Consider the following 22,135-nt stretch of genomic DNA (forward strand, 5'->3'; position numbering starts at 1 on the left):
GCGCCGCCCCCTCTAGCTCCAGGTCAGGTGGACAACTTCGAGTGTCTCGATGCTGGGCACAACGACATTAAGCCGTTCGTCCACAAGGCTCGTCTCCAAGCGCTGGCCGGCGACCAGCAAATCGACTTTGCCCACAGTCTTGCCAGCTGGCACTGCGATGGAGACCGTGATCTCGCCGGTTGGATAGACTTCGCGGATGGGGCCCTTCATCATCATGGGATTGGAAATGTTGTTGAGCACAACAGCCATGCCCGCTTCGTTCTCGCGCACTGCGAGGTCGAGCACCGCGCGGCCGCCGATTTCGACGTCAGCACGTTTGCCCAAAGCCCAGCGTACGGCATTGCCGATGAGGCGGGAGTGGTCGGCCGCGAGAACCTCCCACAGAATGGCGCCGATATTCCACGGGATGTAGACAGTGCGACCGCCGCCGGGATGCTCGCGGGTCACCACCGCTGCGCCCTTGGGCTCTTCACGCGGGTAGACCTCTTCCATGGGCAGGTCGGGAAAATCGGGGACGTAAAGGAAGGGCTGGCTGGTGTCGGGCGCGGCATCTACGGCTAGAAGCCTGGTGCCGCCAATAATGCGGTTCGCGCCCTCAAAGCCCTCGGAGATCGGGTGTTCGCCGTTGATGGCGACATAGGTGTTCTTGACCGGTCCGCGGGCCGCCCCGGTCATGGACACACCCAGCAACTGGCCCAGACCAATGGCGTTGCGGAGCTTGTTGTCCGGCGTGCGGGTGGAGCTTTCGTGCGCCGCGACGATGCTGCCGCCACGGGCGACATAAGCCTCCAGCGCCGCGATCTGCTCGTCGGAAAGGCAGGTGGCATTGGCGAGGATCAGGACTTTGAACTTGTCCAATGCCTCCGGGGTCATCGCCTGGTCTGAAACCATCTCGAATGGAATGCGCGCTTCCACCAGAGCCAGATAAAAGCCGAGATCGTCGGCTTCGGCTGCCCTGCGGGTGTCGAGGCCGTGGTGGCGCAGGGTCGTGGCGGGGTCGAGGATTGCGATCTCGGCGGTTGGCGTCATTTGCGATAGCACCGGCTCGAGATCGGCATGCAGGTTGAAGCTATCGACCACCGGCTCGACCCAGCGGGTGTCGGGCACCACGCCATTGAACTTGGTGAACCAAGGCAGGAGCCCCTGCGTCGTGCCGTCGTCCATCCAGGCCTGGATCTCGGGGCCGGTGGTGACCGAATCTTTCCAGCGATATTCTTCTTCGGGACCGATGGAGGTGATCAGGATTGCAGGCCGGTCGCGGAAGGTCGCGCGCATGCGCTTGCCATTGCGCCCGCTCATCCACACAGGTTCGGTCCCCCGGCGGCCCTGATCGTCGACGCACAGGAAGGGGCAGTATTTCTCGATGATCTCGAGGTCGAACTCGGTCAGCGATACCGAGCCCATATTGGGGATGAAGCTGGTATGCGGCTTGATCGCCTTCATCACCTCGTCCCATTCCACCACCAGGCGGCTCAGCACGCCACGGCGCCAGGCGGTCCAGGCCAGCCAGGCGGGGTTCTCGAGCTTCTGATCGAGGGGCAGCTCATGTCCGGTTGCTTCGCGGAAATTGCTCTTGCAGGCATCGCAATAGCACACGCCATGGCCCTGCCAGCGATTGGCGAAGATGGCGTCGATATCATAGTTGGCCGTCAGCTCGCGCAGCACCTCGGGCATGAACTTGAAGTTGTAGTCTGAATAGGCGCAGGTCACCCACACTTCGGGGAAAGCCCAGTGGCGGCGCTTGTTGCCGTCCTTATCCACGGCGATCCATTCGGGATGAGCGTCCGCGGCATCCTGGTGGATGGCGTGCGGATCGACGCGCGCCATGACGTGCATCCCGAGCTTGCGGGCGCCGGCGACCAGCTCACCGAACGGATCGCTGTCGCCGATGAACTTGGACACGTAGTGCAGCGGCACCTTGGAGGGATAATAGGCGATATAGCCGCCCGCGCTCAGGCAGGTGGCGTTGGAGCGCGTGCGCTTGAACACGTCCACCCAGAAGGCCGGGTCGTATTTGATGGGGTCGTCTTCGGCGAGGGTGAGCTGCGTCCAGCGGGTCGCTGACTTGTACCAGTCATGAGTGCGGAGGTGATCGGTTGTCTGCGACTTGCTGTCGAGCATGGGGTGTCCCTGGGCATGGGTTCGCTATCGCCGGCCCCGGGAGGGCCGGCGGAGTGGAAAAGGGCGACTGGTTAGCGGCAGTTAGCTCTTGAAGAACTGCTCGGGGCGAGCCGGGCCAGGGGTGGGCCAGCCGAAGGAGTTGGGCATCTCCTTCATCAGGTTCACCACGTTGTTCTTCACGATGCCGTAGCCATCCGGCGGCAGGCTGACGCCGAAGGTGAGGAACAAGTCGGCCGCGTTCTGCAGGACCTGCGCCATCCGCTCGTTCTGGCCAGCCGGATCGGCGGTGGCGACGAGTTCGCGGTAGAGCTCCTGCTGCGCCTTGACCTCCGGGGGAGGCTCAACCGCCGCTTCGTTGTCGGGCTGGGTGTAGTAGAGGGCCCAGCCAGGGGCATAAAAGCAGTTGTTGTTAATGGGCACGTAGAAGCGCGCGTCGAGCATGGCGGCGATGCCGGAATTGGCCCCGAACTGGTGCGCGGTGGCGTCGTATTCACGACCGCGGCGCACGCGTTCTTCCCAAAGCGAGCGGTCCATGGTGCGCATCTGCGCATCAATACCGACGGCCTGGAACATCGGGATGGCCAACTCGAACATGTCGAGGAAGGTCGTCCGGGTCTGGTCGATCTCGAAGATGATCGTGACGCGACGGCCTTGCTCGTCCAGCCGGTAACCCTCGCCATCCTTGTTGGGGATGATGGCGTCGAGCATCTCATTGGCTTTCGCCGGATCGTATTCGGTGAATTGCTTGGCCAGCTGCTCGTTATAGAGCGGATCGCCCTCACGCATGGAGGGCTGGGCAGGGGAGCCCTGACCCACAAAGACCGCGTCGATCATGGCCTGGCGATCGATCGCCACAGACAGGGCGTGGCGGAATGCCTTGGTGTTGAAGAGCGCGTTCTTGACGGGGTCGTTGTGGTTAAGATTAAGCTGGAAGGCCATGACGTTAGCGGCCGTTTCCTTGAGCGTATAGAAGCTGTAGTCGCCCGTCTCCTGGCTGTCGAACAGGACCGGCTTGTTGGCCGGCGTGGCGATATACTGGTCCATGATGTCGACCTCGCCCTGCAGCGTCTTGAGCAGCAGCACTTCGGGATCGGCGACCATCTGGTAAACGACGCGATCGAAATAGGGCAGCTGGGTGCCCGCGGTATCGACCTTGTAGTAGTAGGGATTACGGGAGGCGATGGCCTGTTCGGTGCTGGAGCCGGGGGCACGGTCGAACACCCAAGCATTAAGCGTGGGGCGGTTGCCGTTCTGGTAAAAGGTGTTGTCGTCCAGCATGCCGATCTCGCGCTGGAACAGCGCAATCCAGCTTTCTAGACCCGCTTCCTTGGCGAGGGTATTGGCCTCGGGATTGTAGCGGATGTGGAATTTTTCGAGGTAGTGCTTGGGGGTACGGGTCAGCTGATCCTGGTTGGCCCAGGCAAGCTGCTGCACAAAAAAGCCGTTGGGGCCGGGAAAGATGACCTTGAAGGTTTGTTCATCCACCACTTCGAGCTTGGCCGGCTCGCCATCGACCATCCACCAGGCATTGCTGCCATGGGAGGTTTCGGGGTCCATGAAGTAGGCGTCGTACCAGAACTGCACGTCGGCGGTGGTGAAGGGATGGCCGTCAGACCACTTGTGGCCCTTGCGCAGGGTGAAGGTGTATTCGGTCGCGGCGTCGTTGACCGACCAGGATTCAGCAACGTTTTCAACGAGGCCCGACCAATCCTGATTGTAACGCACCAGCGGCTCATAGCCCTGGTAGCGCACCAGCATGGAGAGGGAGCCGCCGCCGACCAGGGCGTGGTTCCAGTCGCCGCCTTGCTGGCCGACGCGCTCGAGCGGGGTGATGACGAGCGGGTTGGCAGGGAGACGCTCGGCGACAGGCGGCAGTTCGCCGCTATCGACACGCGCCTTAAGGAAGGCTGATTCCCCGGTGGTCTGAGCCCAGGCCCAGCCGGGCATTGCGGCAGCGCCAGCGAGTGCGGAGCTGGCGACGAGGAAAGCCCTGCGGCTTATTGATACCATGAATGTCTCCTCCAAAACCTGACCGCCTTTAGCGTTGTCAGCTGTCGGGGAGCTTGCGACGTCAAAACCGTTAGGTAAAGCGTTATGTTGTTCTTGATGTGGATTGTTGCTCGGGTTAGGTGAGGTCCAGGCTGCGCAGTTCCGCTGAACTGGGGCTTGGCAAGGAGTTGCGATGGCACGCGTTACCCTCTCCACAATCGCCCAGCATATGGGGATCTCCAAGTTCGCAGTATCGCGCGCGCTCTCGGGGAAGGATGGTGTCAGCGAAGCCACCCGCCAGCGGGTGCAGCAGGTGGCCGACGAGCTTGGCTATGAACGCGCGGGTGGCGACAGCGGCGTGCCGGCGCTGGGGATCGTGTTCCACGACACCGACCTCGTAAACTCGGAACTGCACCTGCTGGTGCAGAGTGGCTTTCACACCGAAGCGCAGAAATACGGCTATCAGGTGCGCATGGCTTCCACTCATTTGCTGGATGAAGTGGAGGAGTTTGCCTTGCAATGTCAGGGTGTTGCTCTGGTTGGCCCACATTCGCTGGAAAGCATGACGCGCATCAAGGAACTCGGCATTCCCATGGCGCGCAATGGGTGGGTGGACCCTCTGGCACCATTTGATCTCGTGTCAGGCACCGATCATGAGGGCGGCGCCGCGGTGGCTAATTACCTGATTGAACTGGGTCACCGTAACCTCGCCTATGTGCATGGCACGCCTGGTTATCGCGGCCGCACCGAGCGGTTCTATGGCATGCGCGAAGTGCTGGAAGCCCGAGAGGACGTGGAGTTTCGGGAGATCAAGTTCCACAGCGAGAAGCGCTTCACCGCGCATCTGAAGGAAGCGAAGGCAGATGGTTTCGAGCCGACGGCCTTCTTTTGCGCCCATGACGGGATGGCGCTGACGGTGGTGACCGAGCTGCTGACGCTGGGCTATCGGATCCCGGAAGATGTCTCGGTGGTAGGGTTTGGCGACTATTCTGCCGCTACCCAGATCACGCCGCACCTAACAACGGTTAGGGTGCATGGGCGCCAGATCGGGGCAGGGTTGGTGCGGGTGCTGGATGACCGGATCAAGGGGCGCATAGCGCCGGATGTGGCGGTTCGGATCTCGTTTGCAGCGCATCTGGTGGTGCGTGAATCGGCGGGGAAAGCCAGGGTTCGGGGGGCGGAAAGGCTGGCTGTGGAGTAGCTTGCTGGAGTATTCTTGACCGCCGCGCCGCAGGCGATCACCAAGTCAGAGTGCTCCGATGTCCGATTTCAGCCACAAAGATGAACGCGATCTGAACGAAGCGGAGGCGCAGCAGGAGCTGGCCCGGCTGGCGGTGCTGATCCGCGAGGCCGATCTCGCCTATCATCAGCAAGATGCGCCGGTGATGACCGACGCGGAATACGATGCTTTGCGGCGGCGCAATGCGACGATCGAGGCGCGCTTTCCGCAACTGGTGCGCGCGGACAGCCCAACTGAAACCGTTGGTGCCGCGCCGGCTGAAGCCTTCGCCAAGGTTCGGCATGGCGTGCCGATGCTCAGCCTGGGCAATGCGTTTGCTGATGAGGATGTGGCCGAGTTCGTGCAGCGGGGGCGCAAGTTCTTCGAGAAGGACCTGGCGCGCGATCCGGCCATGCAGCTCGAATTCACGGCCGAGCCCAAAATCGATGGGCTGTCGGCATCCTTGCGCTACGAGAAGGGCGTGTTCATGCGTGGCGCCACCCGTGGGGATGGGACGGTGGGGGAGGACATCACCGAGAACCTCCGGACGATCGCCGATATTCCGGCAAAGCTTGAGGGGGAGGGTTGGCCCGACCTGATCGAGATCCGCGGTGAGGTTTATATGACCCATGCCGAGTTCAAGCGCCTCAAGGATCATTCGGCCAAATATGGCGGGCAGGAATTCGTCAATCCGCGCAACACCGCGGCCGGCTCGCTGCGCCAGAAGGACCCGAAGATCACGGCCAGCCGCAAGCTCAACTTTTTTGCCTATGCCTGGGGCGAGGCGAGTGCGCCACCGGCGGCGACGCAGTGGGACGCAATGCAGAAGTTCCGCGACTGGGGCTTTGTAGTCAATCCACTGCTGATCCGCACGGCTTCGGTCAGCGAGTTGCTGGAGCAGTACCGCAAGATCGAGGCACAGCGGGCGAGCCTCGGCTACGACATCGATGGCGTGGTCTACAAGCTCGACCGGCTGGACCTGCGCGAGCGCTGGGGGTTCGTGTCGCGCGCGCCGCGCTGGGCGATCGCGCATAAATTTCCGGCTGAGCAGGCGACCACCGTGCTGCTGGGGATCGACATCCAGGTGGGGCGCACCGGAGCGCTGACCCCGGTGGCGCGGCTGCAGCCGGTGACGGTGGGTGGCGTGGTGGTTGAGAACGCCACCTTGCACAATGAAGATTACATTGCGGGCAAGGGCAGCAATGGCGAGCCGATCCGCAATGGCGTCGATCTGCGCATTGGCGACACGGTGGTAGTGCAGCGCGCCGGGGACGTGATCCCGCAGATCGTCGATGTGGTGATGGAGCAGCGCCCCGTCGATGCGCAGCCCTTTGTGTATCCCCATCAATGCCCGGCCTGCGGGTCCGACGCGGTGCGCGAGATCAACGAAAAAACCGGCAAGCTCGATTCGGTGCGCCGCTGCACCGGCGAGTTGATCTGCCCGGCCCAAGCGGTGGAAAGCCTCAAGCACTTTGTGGGCCGCAACGCGATGGATATCGATGGGCTGGGCGACAAGCAGGTAGCGCAGTTCTATGCAGAAGGGCGGATCGCGCGGGCGGCCGACATCTTCACCCTGCGGGCGCGCGACGAGCGCTCGGTCAAGAAATTGAAGGACGTGGAGGGGTTCGGCGCCGTATCCGTCCGCAAGCTGTTTGACGCCATCGATGCTCGACGCGAGCCGGAGCTCGATCGCTTCATCTTTGCGCTGGGAATTCGCCATGTGGGGGAGACCACGGCGGCGCTGCTGGCCAAAACCTTCGGGACGATTGAGGCGTTGCGCGACTCGGCGGTGGATTCAGCCAGCCACGAGGGCGAGATCAGCCCGGTGTTTCCCCAGATCAACGGCATCGGGGAAGCCGTGCGCTCGTCGGTGCTGGCGTTCTTCGGCAATGAGCGCAACATCCAGGCCCTCGATGATCTCCTCAAGGAGGTAAAGCCGAAACCTTATGTGGTGACCATTGCTGCCGATAGCGTGGTGGCGGGCAAGACCGTGGTGTTTACCGGATCGCTCGAAAAGATGACCCGGTCGGAAGCCAAGGCGATGGCCGAACGGCTGGGAGCGAAGGTTGCCGCCTCGGTTTCGGCGCAAACCGATATTCTGGTGGCGGGGCCCGGCGCCGGCTCCAAGCTCAAGAAGGCCGAGGAGCTTGGGGTCGAGGTGATCAGCGAAGAAGAGTGGTTCGAGCGGGTCACGCCGTGAGCCGCTTCATCGCCAGGTTGGTTGCAGGTGATTTGACACGGCAGGCGGGGCAGGGACCTCGCGGGGCTATCGGGAGCGAGAGCAAGATGCGACTGATGATGCTGGCGGCAACGGCGGTGCTGGGCCTTAGTGGATGGGCGGTGGCACAGCCCTTTTCGACGCCCGAGGCGTTGCTGGAGGCGTTCTACGCGCCGTATTTCTCGGGTGAGTTCGCCGAAGACGAGTCTCAGTTCCGCTCGGCGGCGCTGCAGGCGCTTTACAACGCCGATGCGCAAAATACGCCGGAAGGCGAGATGGGCGCCTTGTCATTCGACCCCTTCATCAATGGCCAGGATTTCGAGATCACCGACTTTGCCATCGGGGAAGCGGGGGTGACCGGCGATACGGCTGTGGTGGAGGTGAGCTTTGAGAACTTCGGCGAGCCGACCGAGCTGACCTATGAGCTGGTGCTGGAAGACGGCGGCTGGAAGATCGACGATGTGGCGTCCAATGATCCCGAGAACCCGTATCGGTTGAGCGAGATTTTTGCGGAGGCGCAGGGGGAGTGAGGGGGTAGTTCCCTCGTCTTCTCGCTCTTGAGGGGGGCGTGCCTCGGCAGACTCCGAGCATGTGGGGCCGCCTGAACCCCCACCCTCGATATCCCTCCCCTCAAGGGGGAGGGAAGGCTGACTGCGGGGCTGTGGACCTAGACGCACGATCTCGGGCGTGGGCCTCCCTCCCCTTGGAGGGGAGGGTTGGGGAGGGGGTCGATGGGTGGAACGCTGATCACCTTCGCCGCTCACTTCACCCGACACTTGCTTAGCGGTGAGACGGTCCTTGCGTGGGGCGGCCGCGGTGTTTCGCGCCGCGACCCCCTCCCTCGGTCCCTCCCCTCAAGGGGGAGGGAAGGCCGACTGCGGGGCTGGTGGGGGCGCCCAGATCGGTTGGGGTTGATCGTTCGTAGATCGGGGCTGGATGACCCCTTTCCCTTAATTCCTCCCCGCTAGGGGGAGGGTGTCGACTGATGAGCTGGTTTGGCCGAAGGCAGAGAATTACTCTGTGAGCGGCGCTGTGGCGGCTTCGAGCCAGGTTTTGACTTCTCCGGTGAGGTGGGGGCTGATCTCGGTGCGGACGCGGGCGTGGTAGGTGTTGAGCCAGGCGCGTTCGGGGGGGAGGAGGAGGGTTTCGTCGATCAGCTGGCGGTCGATGGGGGCGAGGGTCAGGGTTTCGAATTCGAGATAGCCGGGGGCCACTTCGCTGTCGCGGACGGCGAGGAGGTTTTCGATGCGGATGCCGTATTCGCCTGATTTGTAGTAGCCGGGCTCGTTGGACAGCACCATGCCGGGCTCGAGCGGCAGGGTGTAGCGCGAGGAGATGCCGATGGGGCCCTCGTGCACACTGAGGGCGGCGCCGACGCCGTGGCCGGTGCCGTGATTATAGGTGACCCCGGCCTGCCACAGGAACTGGCGGGCGAGCACATCGATCTGGGCACCCGACGTGCCCTTGGGGAAGCGGGCCATCGAAATGGCGATCATCCCCTTGAGGACGCGGGTGAAGCGATCGCGCTGTTCATCGGTGGCGGGGCCGCTGGCCATGGTGCGGGTAATGTCGGTAGTGCCCGAGAGATATTGCGCGCCCGAATCCACCAGCATGAGATCGCCCGGCGCGAGGGTGCGGTTGGTTTTTTCAGTCACGCGGTAGTGCACGATGGCGCCATTGGGGCCGGCGCCTGAAATGGTGTCGAAGCTGGCGTCCAGGCAGGTGGGCTCCTCGCGGCGGAAGGCTTCAAGGGCGGTAACGATGGCGATCTCGGTCAGGGTGCCGGTGGGTGCACTCTGGACGAACCAGGCGAGGAATTTGGCAAGAGCGATGCCATCGAGCTTGTGGGCTTCGCGCATGCCGGCCAGTTCCGCCTCGTTCTTGCGGGACTTGGGCAGCAGCACCGGGTCGCGTTTTTCGACGAGCGTGGCGCCAGTGGCTTTGAGGGCGGCTGCGACCGCTTCGGGCGCGGTGGCGGGATCTACCAGCACGCGCTTGCCGGCACCGCCAAGCGCCTCGAGCGCTGCGGGGAATTCGGCCACGGGATGGACGAGGTCGGCGAGGGGGCGGATGGCAGCCAGGCGCTCGGGCGTGAGCTTGGCGCTGTCGACGTAAAGGGCGACATTGCGGTCCTTGTCGACCGTGGCATAGCCCAGCACGAAGGGCGCGTTGGGCACGTCGCTGCCGCGGATATTGAGCAGCCAGCAGATGGATTCGGGCAGGTTGAGCACGACGGCATCGGCGCCTTCGGCCTGAAGCGCCGTCGCGAGGTCCTCGAGCTTGGCGGCGCTGGATTTGCCGGTGAGATTGTCCGAGCGCAGGGTGATGGGGGCGTTGGGCGGAGCGGGACGGTCGGTCCAGATGGCGTCGACGAGGTTGGCGACCGGGCGCAGGGTGACGCGGCCGGCCAGGCGCTCGGTCAGCTCGCGGATTTCGGCGGGGGTATGGAGCCAAGGATCATAGGCCAGCACGCCATTGGCCGGCACGTAGTTGCCGATTTCGGTGCCCAGTGCCTTGCCCTGGCCGATCTCGATGACATCGACCAAGGTGGTGTCGGTCTGGGCGGGAGCCTGGAGGGTGTAGCGGCTATCGATGAAAAGGGCGGCGCGCTCGGGGCCAATCACGGCGACCCCGGCGGAACCGGTAAAGCCGGTGACATAGGCGAGGCGCGCTTCGCTCGGGGGTACCGATTCGCCGCGATGGGCATCAGCCCGCGGGATGAGGAAGCCATCGACACCAGCCTGCGACATTTGCGCCCGCAGGGCCTCGAGCCGGGGCGCGACATTGGCCGGGTCGGACTTTTCGGCAAAGCTCTGGAAGATGGCGGGTGGGAAGGTGGCGGGCATGGGCTGTCCTGGGAAGCAGGGGAGGTTTGACCCCATTGTAGCGGGGTATGAGGCGGATGGAAAACCGGGCGCGGGTGGGAGATTAAAGCGGCGGTAACCCGGGTTGCAGGACTGGCATGGCTGGTCTGTGCGGGCGGGCCTTACCCCAGTGGGCGGTTCGGCCTAGATGTGAACGCGACGATAAGATTTGTCGTCACCGTGCATGGAGTTTGCTGCAATGGCCGAGAACAAGATCGACTTCCGCAAAGCGCTGGGTTCCGTCGTGGATGCGCGCGGTCGCGAAACCAGCCGTCCGGGCAACTACCACATGCAGCACCAGCTGATCGGCGCCTTCACCAAGCGCCCCTGAGGCCGCTGTTTGGTTTTTTGCCGGACCTGATCACGAGCTGATCCGAGGATCCCCGAACCTGCGTTCGGGGATTTTGCTTTTTAGGGGGCTGCGCCTCAGCGCTTTTGCAGCATCAGGGTGGTCCATTCCTTGCGCTGCAGCTTTTGCACCAGCACCATGCCCTGGCGGGCATAGGCGACGATGACGCCGCGCGACTGATGCTCCAAAATGCCTGACAGGATGATGGAGGCGCCAGGCTCGGCAATGCGGCCCATGGCCGGCGCGAGCGCGGTGAGCGGGCCCGCGAGGATATTGGCGACGATCAGGTCATAGGGCGCGCCGGCCTGGATCGTGGGGTGATTAAGGCCGGTGGCCTCGATGGGCACGATGAAGCGCGACACGCCGTTGATCGCGGCATTTTCGGCGGTGGTGGTGACGGCGATGGGGTCGATGTCGCTGGCGATCACCGGGGTCTTGAGGCGCTTGGCCAGCGCAATGGCGAGCACGCCCGTGCCGGTGCCGACATCGAGCATGCGCCGGGGGCGGCCGCGCTTGAGGACGCGATCAATGGCTTCAAGGCACCCGGTGGTGGTTTCGTGGTGGCCGGTGCCGAAGGCCTGGGCGGCGTCGATCTTCATGGCGGTATAGCCATGCGGGATCGCGCCTTCATGGTGGCTGCCATAGACATAAAAGCCGCCGGCGATCACGGGGGGCAGGCCTTCAAGGGATTTGGCCACCCAGTTCACTTCGGGATCGAGCGTCGTGACGCTCCATTGCACGGCGCCGCCGAGGGTTTGCTGGGCGAGGGCGGAGAAGGCTTCGAGATCGGGCGGGGAATCGCAGACGGCTTCGAAGAACCATTCGCCCGTCGCTTCGTTCTCATGGGCAGAGGCGGTGAGCGCGAGGTCGTCGCGCTCCATCACGGCATCGACCAGCTTATAGGCGTCATCCTTGGAGAGCGGGGTGGAGAGTTGATCGACAGACATGCAGGGCTTCCAAAAGAGAGCAGGGCGATGGTGCCCTTCTAGGGGGTTGGGGAGGAAAATACCATGTACGGGTTGATCGGAAAGCTTTTGGCGGCACCGGGCAAGCGGGTGGACTTGCTGGAAATCCTGATGGAGGGCAATGCGCGGATGCCGGGATGCCTGAGCTATGTGGTCGCCATTGATCCGGCGAGCACGGACGGGATCTGGGTCACCGAGGTGTGGGATAACAAGGATAGCCACGCCGCTTCGCTGCAGCTGCCGCGCGTGCAACAGATGATTGCGCGGGCCCGGCCGATCATTGCCGGGTTTGGCGAGCGGTTCGAAACCGAGCCGCTCGGGGGCGTGGGGCTGCTGCCGCAGATCGTGCCGGCCGAAGACTAGGGCTAGAGCTTGACCGCGGTGCCCGAGACCGAGACCATCAGCATCGAGCCGCTGTCGCCGACAACTTCATAGTCGATATCGACGCCCACCACGGCATCGGCGCCGAGGCGGCGGGCTTCGTCGCGCAGTTCCTCGAAGGCCTGTTCGCGCGCCTGGCGGAGGGTGGATTCATAAGCGCCCGAGCGGCCCCCGACGAAGTCGCGGATGCCGGCAAAGAGGTCCTTGAACACATTGGCGCCCACGATCACTTCGCCGGTGACAATGCCGCGATATTCGCGGATCGGGCGGCCTTCGAGCGTGGGGGTGGTGGAAACGATCATGACGGTCAGCCCTTTTTGATGAAGCTATCGAGCACTTTCTTGCGGCCCGCTTTTTCGAACTCGATGGTCAGCTTGTTGCCCTCGATATCGGTGATGAGGCCGTAGCCGAACTTAAGGTGGAAGACGCGCTCGCCGGCGGCATAGGCCGAGCTTGAGCCCAGATCCACCGAGCGGGCGACCAGTTCACCCTCGATGGTGGTGGGGCCGCCGCCCTTGCGACTGGCCTGCTGGGCGCGGGCGCGCTGCCAGCCGGGGGTCTGGTAGACGCTTTCGAACGGGTCCGCCTTGTTGAAGCGGCTGGCCGCGCCACCGCCATAGCCATAGCCGCCATAGGCCGAGCCGCGGTCGGTGACCTCGACGGCTTCGGGCGGCAGTTCATCGATGAAGCGCGAGGGGATGGCCGATTGCCAGAGGCCGTGGATGCGCCGGTTCTGGGCGGCCGAGATGCGCACGCGCTTGCGGCCGCGGGTGATGCCGACATAGCCGAGGCGCCGTTCTTCCTCGAGCCCGGCGCGACCGGACTCGTCCATGGAGCGCTGGCTGGGGAAGGTGCCATCCTCCCAGCCGGGCAGGAACACAGTGTCGAATTCGAGCCCCTTGGCGGAGTGGAGGGTCATGATGGTAACGGCGTCGGTCGCTTCGACGCTGTCGCCCTCCATGACGAGGGAGATGTGTTCGAGAAAACCGCCCAGGGTTTCGAACTCTTCCATGGAGCGGCTGAGCTCCTTGAGGTTTTCCTTGCGCCCGTCGGATTCGGCCGACCGGTCGGCCGCCAACATGTCCATATAGCCGCTTTCCTCGAGGATCTGCTCGACCAGCTGGTAGGGCGGCAGGCTTTGGGAGCGATAGGCCCAATCCTCGAACTGGGTGACAAGGCTGCGCAGCGTGGTGCGCTGCTTGGGCTTGAGTTCCTCGGTTTGCACCATCATGCGGGTTGCCTGGAGCAGCGGGATGCGCTGGTGGCGCGCCGCCGCGGTCAGCATGTTGACGGTGGAATCACCGAGACCGCGCTTGGGCACGTTGATGATGCGGTCGAAGGCGAGGTCGTCGGCGGGTTGCGCGACGAGCCTGAGATAAGCCAGCGCATCGCGGATTTCCTTGCGCTCGTAAAAGCGCGGGCCGCCGACAACGCGGTAGTTGAGCCCGAGGGTGATGAAGCGCTCTTCGAATTCGCGCATCTGGAAGGAGGCGCGCACGAGGATCGCCATGGAATTGAGCGGCTCACCGGCGCGCTGGTACTGCTCGATCTCCTCGCCGACCGTGCGTGCTTCTTCCTCGCTGTCATAAACCTGGGTGAAGGACACGAGCTCGCCGCCTTCGGCAATATCGGTGTGGAGCGTCTTGCCCAGCCGGCCTTCGTTGAAGGCGATAAGGGTCGACGCGGCCTTGAGGATATTGGCAGTGGAGCGATAATTGCGCTCGAGCTTGATCACCTTGGCGCCGGGGAAATCGCTTTCAAAGCGCAGGATGTTGTCCACCTCCGCGCCACGCCAGCCATAAATGGACTGATCATCGTCACCCACGACGCAGATATTGGCTTCGGGCGCCGGCTTGCCTTGGGCCAGCAGGCGCAGCCAGAGATATTGGGCGGTGTTGCTGTCCTGGTATTCGTCCACCAGCATGTATTTGAACTTGCGGTGGTACTCGGCCAGCACTTCGGGATTTTCCCGGAACAGGCGAATGCATTCGAGCAGCAGATCGCCGAAATCGGCGGCGTTTAGCGTCTTCAGCCGGGACTGATAGTCGTAGTAGAGCTTGCCGCCCTTGCCATTGGCGTAAAAGCCGCTTTCGGCAGCTGGCACGTCCTTGGGCAGCCAGCCGCGGTTTTTCCACGCGTCGAGCATGCCGGCGAATTGCCGAGCAGGCCATCGCTTCTCATCGATGTTCTCTGCGGCCAGCAACTGCTTGATCAGCCGGATCTGATCATCGGTATCGAGAATGGTGAACTGGGGCTTGAGGTCCACCAGTTCGGCATGGGCGCGCAGGATGCGGGCGGAAACGGAGTGGAACGTGCCCATCCAGGGCAGTCCGTCCAGGCTGGGCACGATGTCGTGGATGCGCCGCTTCATCTCGGCGGCCGCCTTGTTGGTGAAGGTCACGGCAAGGATCTGGCTGCCCCAGGCCATGCGCTGGTTGAGAATATGGGCGATGCGGGTGGTCAGAACGCGCGTCTTGCCGGTGCCGGCGCCCGCGAGCACGAGGAGCGGGCCTTCGGTCGAGACCACCGCTTCGCGCTGTTCGGGATTGAGCCCGGACAGATAATCTGGCGCGGCGGCGCGGCGCAGCTGGCTGGTGATCGGCCCGGGGGCGGGGCGGTCATGGTCGTGAGCTTCAGCGGGCATCGAGTTGCTTTCCATCGCCGGGCGCCATCGTGCGGCGCGGCGCGAGGATTGACGAATCTTGATTTGTTCTCGCCGCAATATAGGTGCGGAGGGCGCCGGTGTATAGAACGCGGCATTGTCCATCGCCGGGCAGCACGGCCATATTGGGGCCGATTTGCCATTTCGCGGGCCATCCTTCAGCCCTTTTACCGCCTCAGCGACAAGCAAGGCTCGCCAAAGCCGCGAATGCGCTGATATGCGGGGGCAGGCGGGGTTGCGCGAGGCGCGGGCTTGCCTAAACTCCGCTGCGAACACCGGGTGAACACGCGCCGTGCTGAACCGCATCTATATCATCATCGGTACCCTGGCGATCATCGTGCTCGCCGGCGGATTCATCGCACCCTATTTCATCCGCTGGAGCGATTATCGCGGGCGGATGGAAGAGTTGGCCACAAGCGTGCTCGGCACTCCTGTGACGGTGCGCGGCGACATCGCCTTCAGCCTGTTGCCCAATCCGCGCCTCGAATTTTCCGACGTGCTGGTGGGCTCCCCCGAGGAGCCGGCGGCAACGGTTGGCTCGGTCGAAGCTGAATTCTCGCTGATGGATTTCCTGCGCGACAACTACAATGTCACCCGGCTCGTGCTGCGCGAACCAGTGATCGACTTCACCGTGGATGAAAGCGGGTTGTTTGGCAGCGGCGTCGATGTTTCGGGTGATCGCTCGGCCGTGGCGCTGCAGCAGGCGAGCATCGTGGATGCAACGATTCGCCTGGCGGACCGGCGGGCCGGGGACAACTTCGTGCTCGACGATCTCGATGGCGAATTACGCCTGGCGAGTTTTTCAGGGCCGTTCCAGTTTCAGGGCAATGCCGATTACGCCGATCGCCGCTATGCCTTGCGGTTCAACGCTGCGGTGCCCGAAGGCGATGGCAGCAGCCGGGTGAGCTTTTATCTCGAGCCGGTGGATCGCACCTCCTCGCTGAGCCTTGAGGGCGTGCTGCTGGGTGGAATGGCGCCCAAGCTGGATGGCCGGCTGGTATATCGACAAACCCCGCCAGCGGGCGAAAACGCCGATGCGATCCATGGCGATCTGGTGTTTGAAAGCCCCGTCAGCGGGTCTGCCGACCGGATCGTCTTGTCCGGTTACACCTTGCAGCCTGACGAGACGCGGGCGGGAACACGGCTAACTGGCGCGGCCAGCATCCAGCTGGGCGCGCAGCGCAGTTTCGATGCGGTGATTTCGGGGGGCGTATTTGCACTGCCCCCGCGCGACGCTTCCGAAAACACTGCTGATCTGCCTTATGAACTGGTGCGGATACTGGGGGAATTGCCCGCGGCACCGGTGCCGCAGCTGCCTGGTCGGATCGGGGTTGATCTGGCAGAGGTGGGCTTGCGCGGCTTCGCCTTACGCAATTTGCGGCTCGATGCGCGCAGCGATGGCAGCCAATGGCGCATCGAGCAACTGATCGCGCGCCTGCCGGGGGAAACCGAGTTGCGCGCGCAGGGAATGGTGACGGGCGAAGGGGACCAGCCCGTGTTCACGGGCGAGCTGGCACTGACCAGCCAAAGGCTCGATGCGCTGGCGCAGCTGTGGCGCAAGCCAGCCGAAGACAATCCGCTGTTCAACCAGCCGGGCTCGCTCGCGGCCCGGGTGATCCTGGGTCCCGACGCGTTGGGGCTGACCGGAGGGCGGCTGACCCTGGACGGGCAGGTGCATGGGCTCGAAATGCGGATCGGGTTCGGCGAGGAACCGCGGCTCGACGTGGTGGCGCAGCTGGGTGAGCTCGGTGGCCAGGGCAGCGCGATTTTGGCGGCGCTGCTGCCGGGCATCGGCAATGAACCGCAATTCGGCAACAGCTTTCCCGAAGGCAGTTTTGCCGTGAATGCCCGCAGCGCCGAAGTGCTGGGGCAGGCGGGACGCGATCTGCAGGCGCAAGGCGAGTGGTCGCCAGGGCAATTGCGGCTGGAGCGGCTCGCGGCAGCTGACCTGGGGGGCGTGGGGCTGGATGCCCAATTGCAGCTGGCAGGGAGTTTGACGGAACCGATGATCAGCGGGGATGGCAGCGTGCAGATTGCGGCGGCCGATGCGCCGGCGCTGCGTGCCGTTTACGACCTGCTGGCGGTGCCGGAGGGTTGGCGGCAATGGCTGGCGGGTTCGGCCCCCGCTGATCTGCGCTTCGATCTGGCGGAGCCCGTCGAAGGGGGCGCGCAATCGCTGACCCTGGACGGCACGCTCGGGACGGCGGCGCTGCATGGGCGGGCGGAATTGTCGGGTGGGCTCAACGGGGCGCTGTCGGCGCCAGTGCGCCTGCAAGCCAATCTCGAAAGCACGGATATCGAGGCGCTGACGCGGCAGCTGGGGCTCGGTGATGCAGTGGTGTTCAGCGGCAGCGGCTCGGCGCTGGTGGTGGCAGGGCTGCAGGGCAACGCCGAGAACGGCTTTACCCTTGGGCTCAATGCGAGCCTGGGCGAGGAACGCGTGAGCTTCAACGGTGATGTCGCGCTGGCCGACACGGGCGAGTTGCAGGGCGATGGGCGGATCGAGCTCGCGCTCGAGGATGCCAGCGGGCTGGCGCAGGTGGTGGGCGCCGATGGGGTGAGCCTGCCGGGCGTAAGTGTCGGGGCGCAATTGCGGTTCGAGGGCGAGCGCATGCTCGCGCTAAGCGAGATCAACGGCCAGGCTGGGGATGCCGGCTTTTCGGGCACGCTGACGCGGACACGCACAGGCGATGCGACGGCGCTGGAGGGGGAGCTGACCCTCGAGGCGGCAAGCGTCGAGGGGATTGCGGCGACGGTGTTTGGGCCGGCGGCGCTGGTGGGGGCGGATGGCGCCTGGCCCGAAGGGCCGCTCAGTGCGGGCGCTGGAGGGCGCGGTACGCGGGGCACGGTGCGGGTCACCGCGGAGGCCGTTTCTGCCGGCGGTGCCCCGTTGCTGCGCGATGCCGTCTGGGAGCTGGCCTGGGACGAGAGCCGTTTGCGCCTGGCGGGCTTTACGGCGCGCGCGGGGAATGGCGAAGTGCGGCTCGATGGAGCGGTGTGTTGCTCGGGGGCGCTGGCCGACAAGACCGTCACCGGGCGATTGTCGGTGGCAGGGGTTGACCTGGCCGCTTTGGCGCCGGCAGGACTGGCATCTGCGCTCGGTGGCCGGCTCGATGGCGGCGTGCAGTTCGAGGGCACGGGTGCGAGCCTGGCCGGGGTCGCGGAAAGCTTGGCGGGCGAGGGGAATTTCACCCTGGTGGATTTCACTGCCGCCGGACTCGACCCCGATGTGTTCGGCACGGTGGCAGGGCTCGAGGATGTGCTGGAAACGCCGCCTGAAACGCTGACGACGCTGATGGGGATCGCGCTGGGCGAGGGGCCGTTCCGGGCGCCCAGCGTCACCGGCGCATTCACCATTGCGGGCGCGGTGGTGCGGCTGGGCAATCTCCTCGCGGAAAACCCGACGGCGCGGCTGGCCGGCAGCGTTGACCTTGATCTGCGCACGCTGGCGCTGCAGGGGCGGTTTGCACTCACGCCGAAGGGCTTTGTTGATCCGCAGGGGCTGGTGCGCGACGACACCAGCCAGATCTTTACCGCGATCGCGGGGACAATCGGGGCGCCGGAAGTGCGGCTCGACCTCGAGCCGATGGTAGGCGCGATCCAGGTGCGGGCCAATGAGATCGAGGTGGACCGGCTCGAAGCCTTGCGCATCGAGGATGCCGAGCGGCAGCGTGCGGCGGCAGAAGCGCGCAACAGGCTGATCGAGCAGCAGCGCCAGCAACGGGCCGAAGAGGAAGCGGCGCGCCTGGCCGAGGAAGCAGCGGAAGCGGAGCGGCTGGCTGAAGAAGAGGCCGAGCGGCAGCGCCTTGAAGCAGAAGCCGAAGCAGAGGCAGAGGCAGAGGCGGCGCAGGAGCCTGTTGAGGAGGAGCCACCGGCTTTGCCGCAAGGGCCGCTCAATCTCGAGTTTACGCCGCTGCAGGTGCTGCCGGGCGCGAGTTTCGGACGCTAGTCGGTAGCCGGAATGCGCTCCTGCAGCCACGCCAGGGCGGCGAGACGCAAGGCCGAAGACAAATTGGTGGTGTGGCGGGTTTCGTCGACCGATTTGACGAGCCCGGCAAGGCTTTGCCCGGATTGTGCGGCCATCTGCTCGAGCACCGCCCAGAACTCGGGTTCAAGCGCGATGCTGGTGCGGTGGCCGGCAATGGACAGGGAGCGCTTCTGCACCGCCCCAATCAGGGCTTCTTGCGGAAGGCGTCGAGGCTGATGACCTTTTCGCCCGTGGCTTCGCCGTCGGCGGCGGGCTGATCAGTGGCAGCCGTTTCCCGCGCCTCGGCAATCTCGTCGGCCGTGGCACCGGCGGGTGCCGTCGTGGGATCGAAGTTGAGGCCAAACTGCACGGAGGGGTCGAAGAACCCCTTTATCGCGGCAAAGGGAATGACGAGCAGTTCGGGCTGGCCATCAAAACTCAGGCCGACCTCGAAGCCGGTTTCGGTGACCTTGAGGTCCCAATACTGGTTCTGGATGACGATGGTCATTTCCTTGTCGTACTGCGCCAGGAGCTTTTCGCTCAGGCGCACGCCGGGGGCGCGAGTGACAAAGGAGATAAAGAAGTGATGATCGCCTGGCAGGCCGGTCTTGGCCACTTCTGCCAGGACTTTGCGCACGACGCCGCGCAGTGCCTCCTGGGCGAGAATGTCGTAGCGCAGGTGATCTTCGGCCATATCGATAGTTTCCGGCTGGTGTCGATTCAGAACGGCCCATATCAGCCTCACGTTCCCTGAGAATTCAAGGACAAAGGCAAAAGCTGCGGCGATAAGCGGGGAGGGAAGTGCAGGCTTCTGTTGCCAGGTGCCTGCGGACCCCGCCTGTCAGCCGGCTAGGGCTGGAGGACTTAGATTCCCAGTACTAGCGCTGCTTACGCAGCGAGAGCGACTGGAGCCTTATGGTTGTCATTTGCAACTATAAGTTTTGGACCGATAACGGTGGTACCTCACCGAGCGAAAACACACCCTTTACGCCCTCGTCGATCCTGTTTCGCCCCCATTGGCTACTCTCGCGGGGAGGGTAGATGGTGGAGGCGCCGGGTACTGCCCCCGGGTCCGAAAGGTTTATTACGATGGCAGTTTATCGCCATAGCTCTTGCGAGCACGACATATATAGGACGCGCCCCCGCCCGATGCAAATGGCTTGATGCAAAAAGGCGGCAGCATCCGCAGGCCTTGGTGTTTGCGCGCGCCTGTGTCACACTGGCGCGGCAAAAGCCCGGAGTGCAGACGATGCAGATCAAGGCCGGCTTCACCCTCAGCTACCAGTGTCCCCAACCTACGCCCATGCTGCTGTGCCTGCATGTGCATCCATCACGCCGGGCCGATTTGCTGAGCGAGCAGATCCTCGTGTTTTCACGGCCGGTGGACGCATGGGACTACCTTGATGGCTTCGGCAATTCCTGCACCAGGATCGTTGCCCCGGCGGGGCAGCTGACCATTTCAACCGAGTTCTGGGTGTTCGATACCGGCTTGCCCGATGTGGTGCCTGCCACTGCACATCAGCACGCAATCGAGGAATTGCCGGACGAAGCGCTCGTCTACCTCTTGGGTTCGCGCTATTGCGAAACCGATTTGCTGACGCCGGTGGCTTGGGAGTTGTTCGGCGCTACCGAGCCAGGCTGGCCGCGGGTGCAGGCAATCCTTGATTGGGTGCATAATCATATCCGGTTTGATTACGGGCAGGCCGACCGCACGCGCAGCGCTTTCGGCGCGTATCAGGGGCATGTGGGCGTGTGCCGCGACTTTGCGCATCTGGCGCTCACTCTTTGCCGATGCATGAATATACCGGCGCGCTATTGCACGGGCTATCTGGGCGATATCGGGGTGCCGCCCAATCCGGCGCCGATGGATTTTTCCGCGTGGTTCGAGGTGTATCTGGGCGGGCATTGGTATACCGCCGATGCGCGGCATAACACCCCGCGGATTGGGCGCGTGCTGATGGGGATCGGCCGCGATGCCACCGATGTGGCGCTGTCGACCCAGTTCGGGCCGGGCACCCTGTCGGGCTTCGAGGTGGTGACCGAACAGGTGCAGCCGGCGGTCTAGCCGTTCCAGCGCATCCCCATGTAAACGCCGCCGCGTTCGAGTTCGTCGAGCATCTGCTCGAGGTGCTTTTGCTTGGTTTCGGGACGCTTCACCTTGTTGATCCACAACAGGTAATCGTTGCGTTGATAGGGCGGGCGGGCGTCGTATTTGTCCCGCAAGCCCCGTTGCTCCAGAGCATCGCGGACAAACTCGGGCATCTCCTCGCGCGCGCGTAAAGGACGCAGCCTTGGGCTCACCGTGCCATTTCCTTCTGCTCGCCCGCTGGCCTTTGAAAAGGCGCGGGGAGGCGCAGGCTTGAAGCGATAACAGGGATGGTCATGGCGCTGCTCCTTTCAGCCAAGGCTAGACCGAGACTGCTGACACGCAAAGACAGCAGCAGCGGCGGTACTAGGCTACTCCCGCGGCTCCGCAAAAGGGCAGAAGCTCTCGGGGAAAAGCGGAGCGACGGGCAGGCGCGCCGCACCGGAATCGGTTAGGCTGGGGGCATGCAGCCTTATCTCAAGCTTTTATCCGACATCCTCGAGCACGGCGTCGACAAGGGCGACCGGACCGGCACCGGCACGCGCTCGCTGTTCGGCTACCAGATGCGGTTCAACCTGGCGGAGGGCTTTCCGCTCGTCACCACCAAGAAGCTGCATCTCAAATCCATCATCTATGAGCTGCTGTGGTTCATCCGCGGCGACACCAATGTACGCTGGCTGCAGGAGCATGGGGTCAAGATCTGGGACGAGTGGGCCGACGAGAACGGCGATCTTGGCCCGGTCTACGGCTCGCAGTGGCGCAGCTGGCCGGCGCCCGACGGGCGCAAGATCGACCAGCTCGGCGCCGTCATCGAATCCATCCGCACCAAGCCCGATTCCCGGCGCCATATCGTTTCGGCCTGGAACCCGGCTGAAGTGGATGAGATGGCCCTGCCACCCTGCCACTGCTTGTTCCAGTTCTACGTGGCCAATGGCAAATTGAGCTGCCAGCTGTATCAGCGCTCGGCAGACACGTTTTTGGGCGTGCCGTTCAACATCGCCTCCTATGCCTTGCTGACCCATATGGTGGCGCAGGTGACGGGGCTCGAAGTGGGCGATTTCGTGCACACCTTTGGCGATGTGCATCTTTATTCCAACCATTTGGAGCAGGCGCAGCTGCAGCTGACGCGCGAGCCGCGGCCATTGCCGCAGCTGACGCTGAACCCGGCGGTGACCCGGATCGAGGACTTCCGCTTCGAGGATGTGACGATCAGTGGCTACGATCCGCATCCGCATATCAAGGCGGCCGTTGCCGTATAGGGGCTCCTTCCCCCGCTGCGCGCGACGGGCTAGGGTGCGTTTATCGGGGTTGCGG

At 64.0% G+C, this 22,135-nt stretch carries 17 protein-coding genes and 1 other RNA gene; 8 read left to right on the plus strand and 10 right to left on the minus strand.

The features are described from left to right. Positions 1–12 precede the first annotated feature (12 nt). Positions 13–2,121 carry a family 10 glycosylhydrolase gene (locus AC3YMN_RS03970; RefSeq protein ID WP_489888999.1) on the minus strand — a complete coding sequence of 703 codons (2,109 nt, stop codon included), beginning with the start codon at positions 2,119–2,121 and terminating at the stop codon, positions 13–15. Between the two features lie 81 nt (positions 2,122–2,202). Then, positions 2,203–4,131 (minus strand): ABC transporter substrate-binding protein, encoded by a 1,929-nt coding sequence (locus AC3YMN_RS03975; RefSeq protein ID WP_489889000.1) that lies wholly within the window; start codon positions 4,129–4,131, stop codon positions 2,203–2,205. A 172-nt stretch (positions 4,132–4,303) separates the two neighbouring features. Here AC3YMN_RS03975 and AC3YMN_RS03980 point away from each other — a divergent pair, with 172 nt between their 5' ends. The 3 genes from AC3YMN_RS03980 to AC3YMN_RS03990 all read left to right on the plus strand — a co-directional run bounded on the left by AC3YMN_RS03980 (position 4,304) and on the right by AC3YMN_RS03990 (position 8,077). Continuing rightward, entirely contained in the window at positions 4,304–5,311 is a 1,008-nt protein-coding gene (locus AC3YMN_RS03980; protein ID WP_489889001.1) for a LacI family DNA-binding transcriptional regulator, read from the plus strand. A gap of 58 nt (positions 5,312–5,369) precedes the next feature. Then, entirely contained in the window at positions 5,370–7,529 is a 2,160-nt protein-coding gene (gene ligA, locus AC3YMN_RS03985; protein ID WP_489889002.1) for an NAD-dependent DNA ligase LigA, read from the plus strand. 86 nt (positions 7,530–7,615) lie between these two features. Further along, positions 7,616–8,077, plus strand: coding sequence for a DUF3828 domain-containing protein (locus AC3YMN_RS03990; protein WP_489889003.1), 462 nt, complete (start codon positions 7,616–7,618; stop codon positions 8,075–8,077). Between the two features lie 483 nt (positions 8,078–8,560). Here AC3YMN_RS03990 and AC3YMN_RS03995 read toward each other — a convergent pair whose 3' ends face one another. After that, the gene (locus tag AC3YMN_RS03995) at positions 8,561–10,393 is read right to left on the minus strand and encodes an aminopeptidase P family protein (RefSeq protein ID WP_489889004.1); all 1,833 of its coding nucleotides are present in this window, start codon (positions 10,391–10,393) and stop codon (positions 8,561–8,563) included. Positions 10,394–10,610: 217 nt separating this feature from the next. Here AC3YMN_RS03995 and AC3YMN_RS04000 point away from each other — a divergent pair, with 217 nt between their 5' ends. Continuing rightward, positions 10,611–10,742 (plus strand): hypothetical protein, encoded by a 132-nt coding sequence (locus AC3YMN_RS04000; RefSeq protein WP_282567554.1) that lies wholly within the window; start codon positions 10,611–10,613, stop codon positions 10,740–10,742. Between the two features lie 95 nt (positions 10,743–10,837). On the opposite strand, the gene AC3YMN_RS04005 is transcribed toward AC3YMN_RS04000, so the two are convergent. Further along, a complete protein-coding gene (locus AC3YMN_RS04005) occupies positions 10,838–11,707 on the minus strand; it encodes a 50S ribosomal protein L11 methyltransferase (RefSeq protein ID WP_489889005.1) in 870 nt (289 codons plus the stop codon). Positions 11,708–11,770: 63 nt separating this feature from the next. Between AC3YMN_RS04005 and AC3YMN_RS04010 the strand changes: the two genes are divergently transcribed. Continuing rightward, positions 11,771–12,088 (plus strand): putative quinol monooxygenase, encoded by a 318-nt coding sequence (locus tag AC3YMN_RS04010; RefSeq protein WP_172123647.1) that lies wholly within the window; start codon positions 11,771–11,773, stop codon positions 12,086–12,088. 2 nt (positions 12,089–12,090) lie between these two features. Here AC3YMN_RS04010 and AC3YMN_RS04015 read toward each other — a convergent pair whose 3' ends face one another. Continuing rightward, the gene (locus tag AC3YMN_RS04015) at positions 12,091–12,408 is read right to left on the minus strand and encodes a heavy metal-binding domain-containing protein (protein ID WP_127753544.1); all 318 of its coding nucleotides are present in this window, start codon (positions 12,406–12,408) and stop codon (positions 12,091–12,093) included. A 5-nt stretch (positions 12,409–12,413) separates the two neighbouring features. Continuing rightward, positions 12,414–14,750: an ATP-dependent helicase gene (locus tag AC3YMN_RS04020; RefSeq protein WP_489889006.1), complete on the minus strand. Its 2,337-nt coding sequence runs from the start codon at positions 14,748–14,750 to the stop codon at positions 12,414–12,416. Between the two features lie 310 nt (positions 14,751–15,060). Here AC3YMN_RS04020 and AC3YMN_RS04025 point away from each other — a divergent pair, with 310 nt between their 5' ends. Beyond that, the gene (locus AC3YMN_RS04025; protein ID WP_489889007.1) at positions 15,061–18,717 is read left to right on the plus strand and encodes an AsmA family protein; all 3,657 of its coding nucleotides are present in this window, start codon (positions 15,061–15,063) and stop codon (positions 18,715–18,717) included. On the opposite strand, the gene AC3YMN_RS04030 is transcribed toward AC3YMN_RS04025, so the two are convergent. The 3 genes from AC3YMN_RS04030 to ssrA all read right to left on the minus strand — a co-directional run bounded on the left by AC3YMN_RS04030 (position 18,714) and on the right by ssrA (position 19,894). Beyond that, complete coding sequence (locus AC3YMN_RS04030; RefSeq protein ID WP_206524614.1) at positions 18,714–18,932, minus strand: ribbon-helix-helix domain-containing protein; 219 nt, start codon at positions 18,930–18,932, stop codon at positions 18,714–18,716. The genes AC3YMN_RS04025 and AC3YMN_RS04030 overlap by 4 nt on opposite strands. A gap of 8 nt (positions 18,933–18,940) precedes the next feature. Then, positions 18,941–19,429, minus strand: coding sequence for an SspB family protein (locus AC3YMN_RS04035; protein WP_127753540.1), 489 nt, complete (start codon positions 19,427–19,429; stop codon positions 18,941–18,943). 106 nt (positions 19,430–19,535) lie between these two features. Next, positions 19,536–19,894: a transfer-messenger RNA gene (gene ssrA / locus AC3YMN_RS04040) on the minus strand. Positions 19,895–19,984: 90 nt separating this feature from the next. Here ssrA and AC3YMN_RS04045 point away from each other — a divergent pair. Further along, positions 19,985–20,800 (plus strand): transglutaminase-like domain-containing protein, encoded by an 816-nt coding sequence (locus AC3YMN_RS04045; protein ID WP_127753539.1) that lies wholly within the window; start codon positions 19,985–19,987, stop codon positions 20,798–20,800. Here the strand turns inward: AC3YMN_RS04045 and AC3YMN_RS04050 are convergent. Beyond that, positions 20,797–20,997, minus strand: coding sequence for a YdeI/OmpD-associated family protein (locus tag AC3YMN_RS04050; protein ID WP_489889008.1), 201 nt, complete (start codon positions 20,995–20,997; stop codon positions 20,797–20,799). The two genes, AC3YMN_RS04045 and AC3YMN_RS04050, sit on opposite strands and share 4 nt — an antisense overlap. Positions 20,998–21,285: 288 nt before the next feature. Here AC3YMN_RS04050 and AC3YMN_RS04055 point away from each other — a divergent pair, with 288 nt between their 5' ends. Next, on the plus strand, positions 21,286–22,080 hold the full coding sequence (locus tag AC3YMN_RS04055) for a thymidylate synthase (RefSeq protein ID WP_489889009.1): 795 nt from the start codon (positions 21,286–21,288) through the stop codon (positions 22,078–22,080). Positions 22,081–22,135: the final 55 nt, after the last annotated feature.

It is taken from the genome of Devosia sp. Z11_6 (assembly GCF_058133665.1).

What these genes read in the sequence shown, in the direction of transcription:
- AC3YMN_RS03970 (WP_489888999.1), bottom strand. Translation starts at nt 2,121, where the DNA reads ATGCTCGACAGCAAGTCGCAGACAACCGATCACCTCCGCACTCATGAC.
- AC3YMN_RS04055 (WP_489889009.1), top strand. Translation starts at nt 21,286, where the DNA reads ATGCAGCCTTATCTCAAGCTTTTATCCGACATCCTCGAGCACGGCGTC.
- AC3YMN_RS03980 (WP_489889001.1), top strand. Translation starts at nt 4,304, where the DNA reads ATGGCACGCGTTACCCTCTCCACAATCGCCCAGCATATGGGGATCTCC.
- AC3YMN_RS04010 (WP_172123647.1), top strand. Translation starts at nt 11,771, where the DNA reads ATGTACGGGTTGATCGGAAAGCTTTTGGCGGCACCGGGCAAGCGGGTG.
- AC3YMN_RS03975 (WP_489889000.1), bottom strand. Translation starts at nt 4,131, where the DNA reads ATGGTATCAATAAGCCGCAGGGCTTTCCTCGTCGCCAGCTCCGCACTC.
- AC3YMN_RS04050 (WP_489889008.1), bottom strand. Translation starts at nt 20,997, where the DNA reads ATGCCCGAGTTTGTCCGCGATGCTCTGGAGCAACGGGGCTTGCGGGAC.
- AC3YMN_RS03990 (WP_489889003.1), top strand. Translation starts at nt 7,616, where the DNA reads ATGCGACTGATGATGCTGGCGGCAACGGCGGTGCTGGGCCTTAGTGGA.
- AC3YMN_RS04015 (WP_127753544.1), bottom strand. Translation starts at nt 12,408, where the DNA reads ATGATCGTTTCCACCACCCCCACGCTCGAAGGCCGCCCGATCCGCGAA.
- AC3YMN_RS04045 (WP_127753539.1), top strand. Translation starts at nt 19,985, where the DNA reads ATGCAGATCAAGGCCGGCTTCACCCTCAGCTACCAGTGTCCCCAACCT.
- ligA (WP_489889002.1), top strand. Translation starts at nt 5,370, where the DNA reads ATGTCCGATTTCAGCCACAAAGATGAACGCGATCTGAACGAAGCGGAG.
- AC3YMN_RS04035 (WP_127753540.1), bottom strand. Translation starts at nt 19,429, where the DNA reads ATGGCCGAAGATCACCTGCGCTACGACATTCTCGCCCAGGAGGCACTG.
- AC3YMN_RS04000 (WP_282567554.1), top strand. Translation starts at nt 10,611, where the DNA reads ATGGCCGAGAACAAGATCGACTTCCGCAAAGCGCTGGGTTCCGTCGTG.
- AC3YMN_RS04020 (WP_489889006.1), bottom strand. Translation starts at nt 14,750, where the DNA reads ATGCCCGCTGAAGCTCACGACCATGACCGCCCCGCCCCCGGGCCGATC.
- AC3YMN_RS03995 (WP_489889004.1), bottom strand. Translation starts at nt 10,393, where the DNA reads ATGCCCGCCACCTTCCCACCCGCCATCTTCCAGAGCTTTGCCGAAAAG.
- AC3YMN_RS04005 (WP_489889005.1), bottom strand. Translation starts at nt 11,707, where the DNA reads ATGTCTGTCGATCAACTCTCCACCCCGCTCTCCAAGGATGACGCCTAT.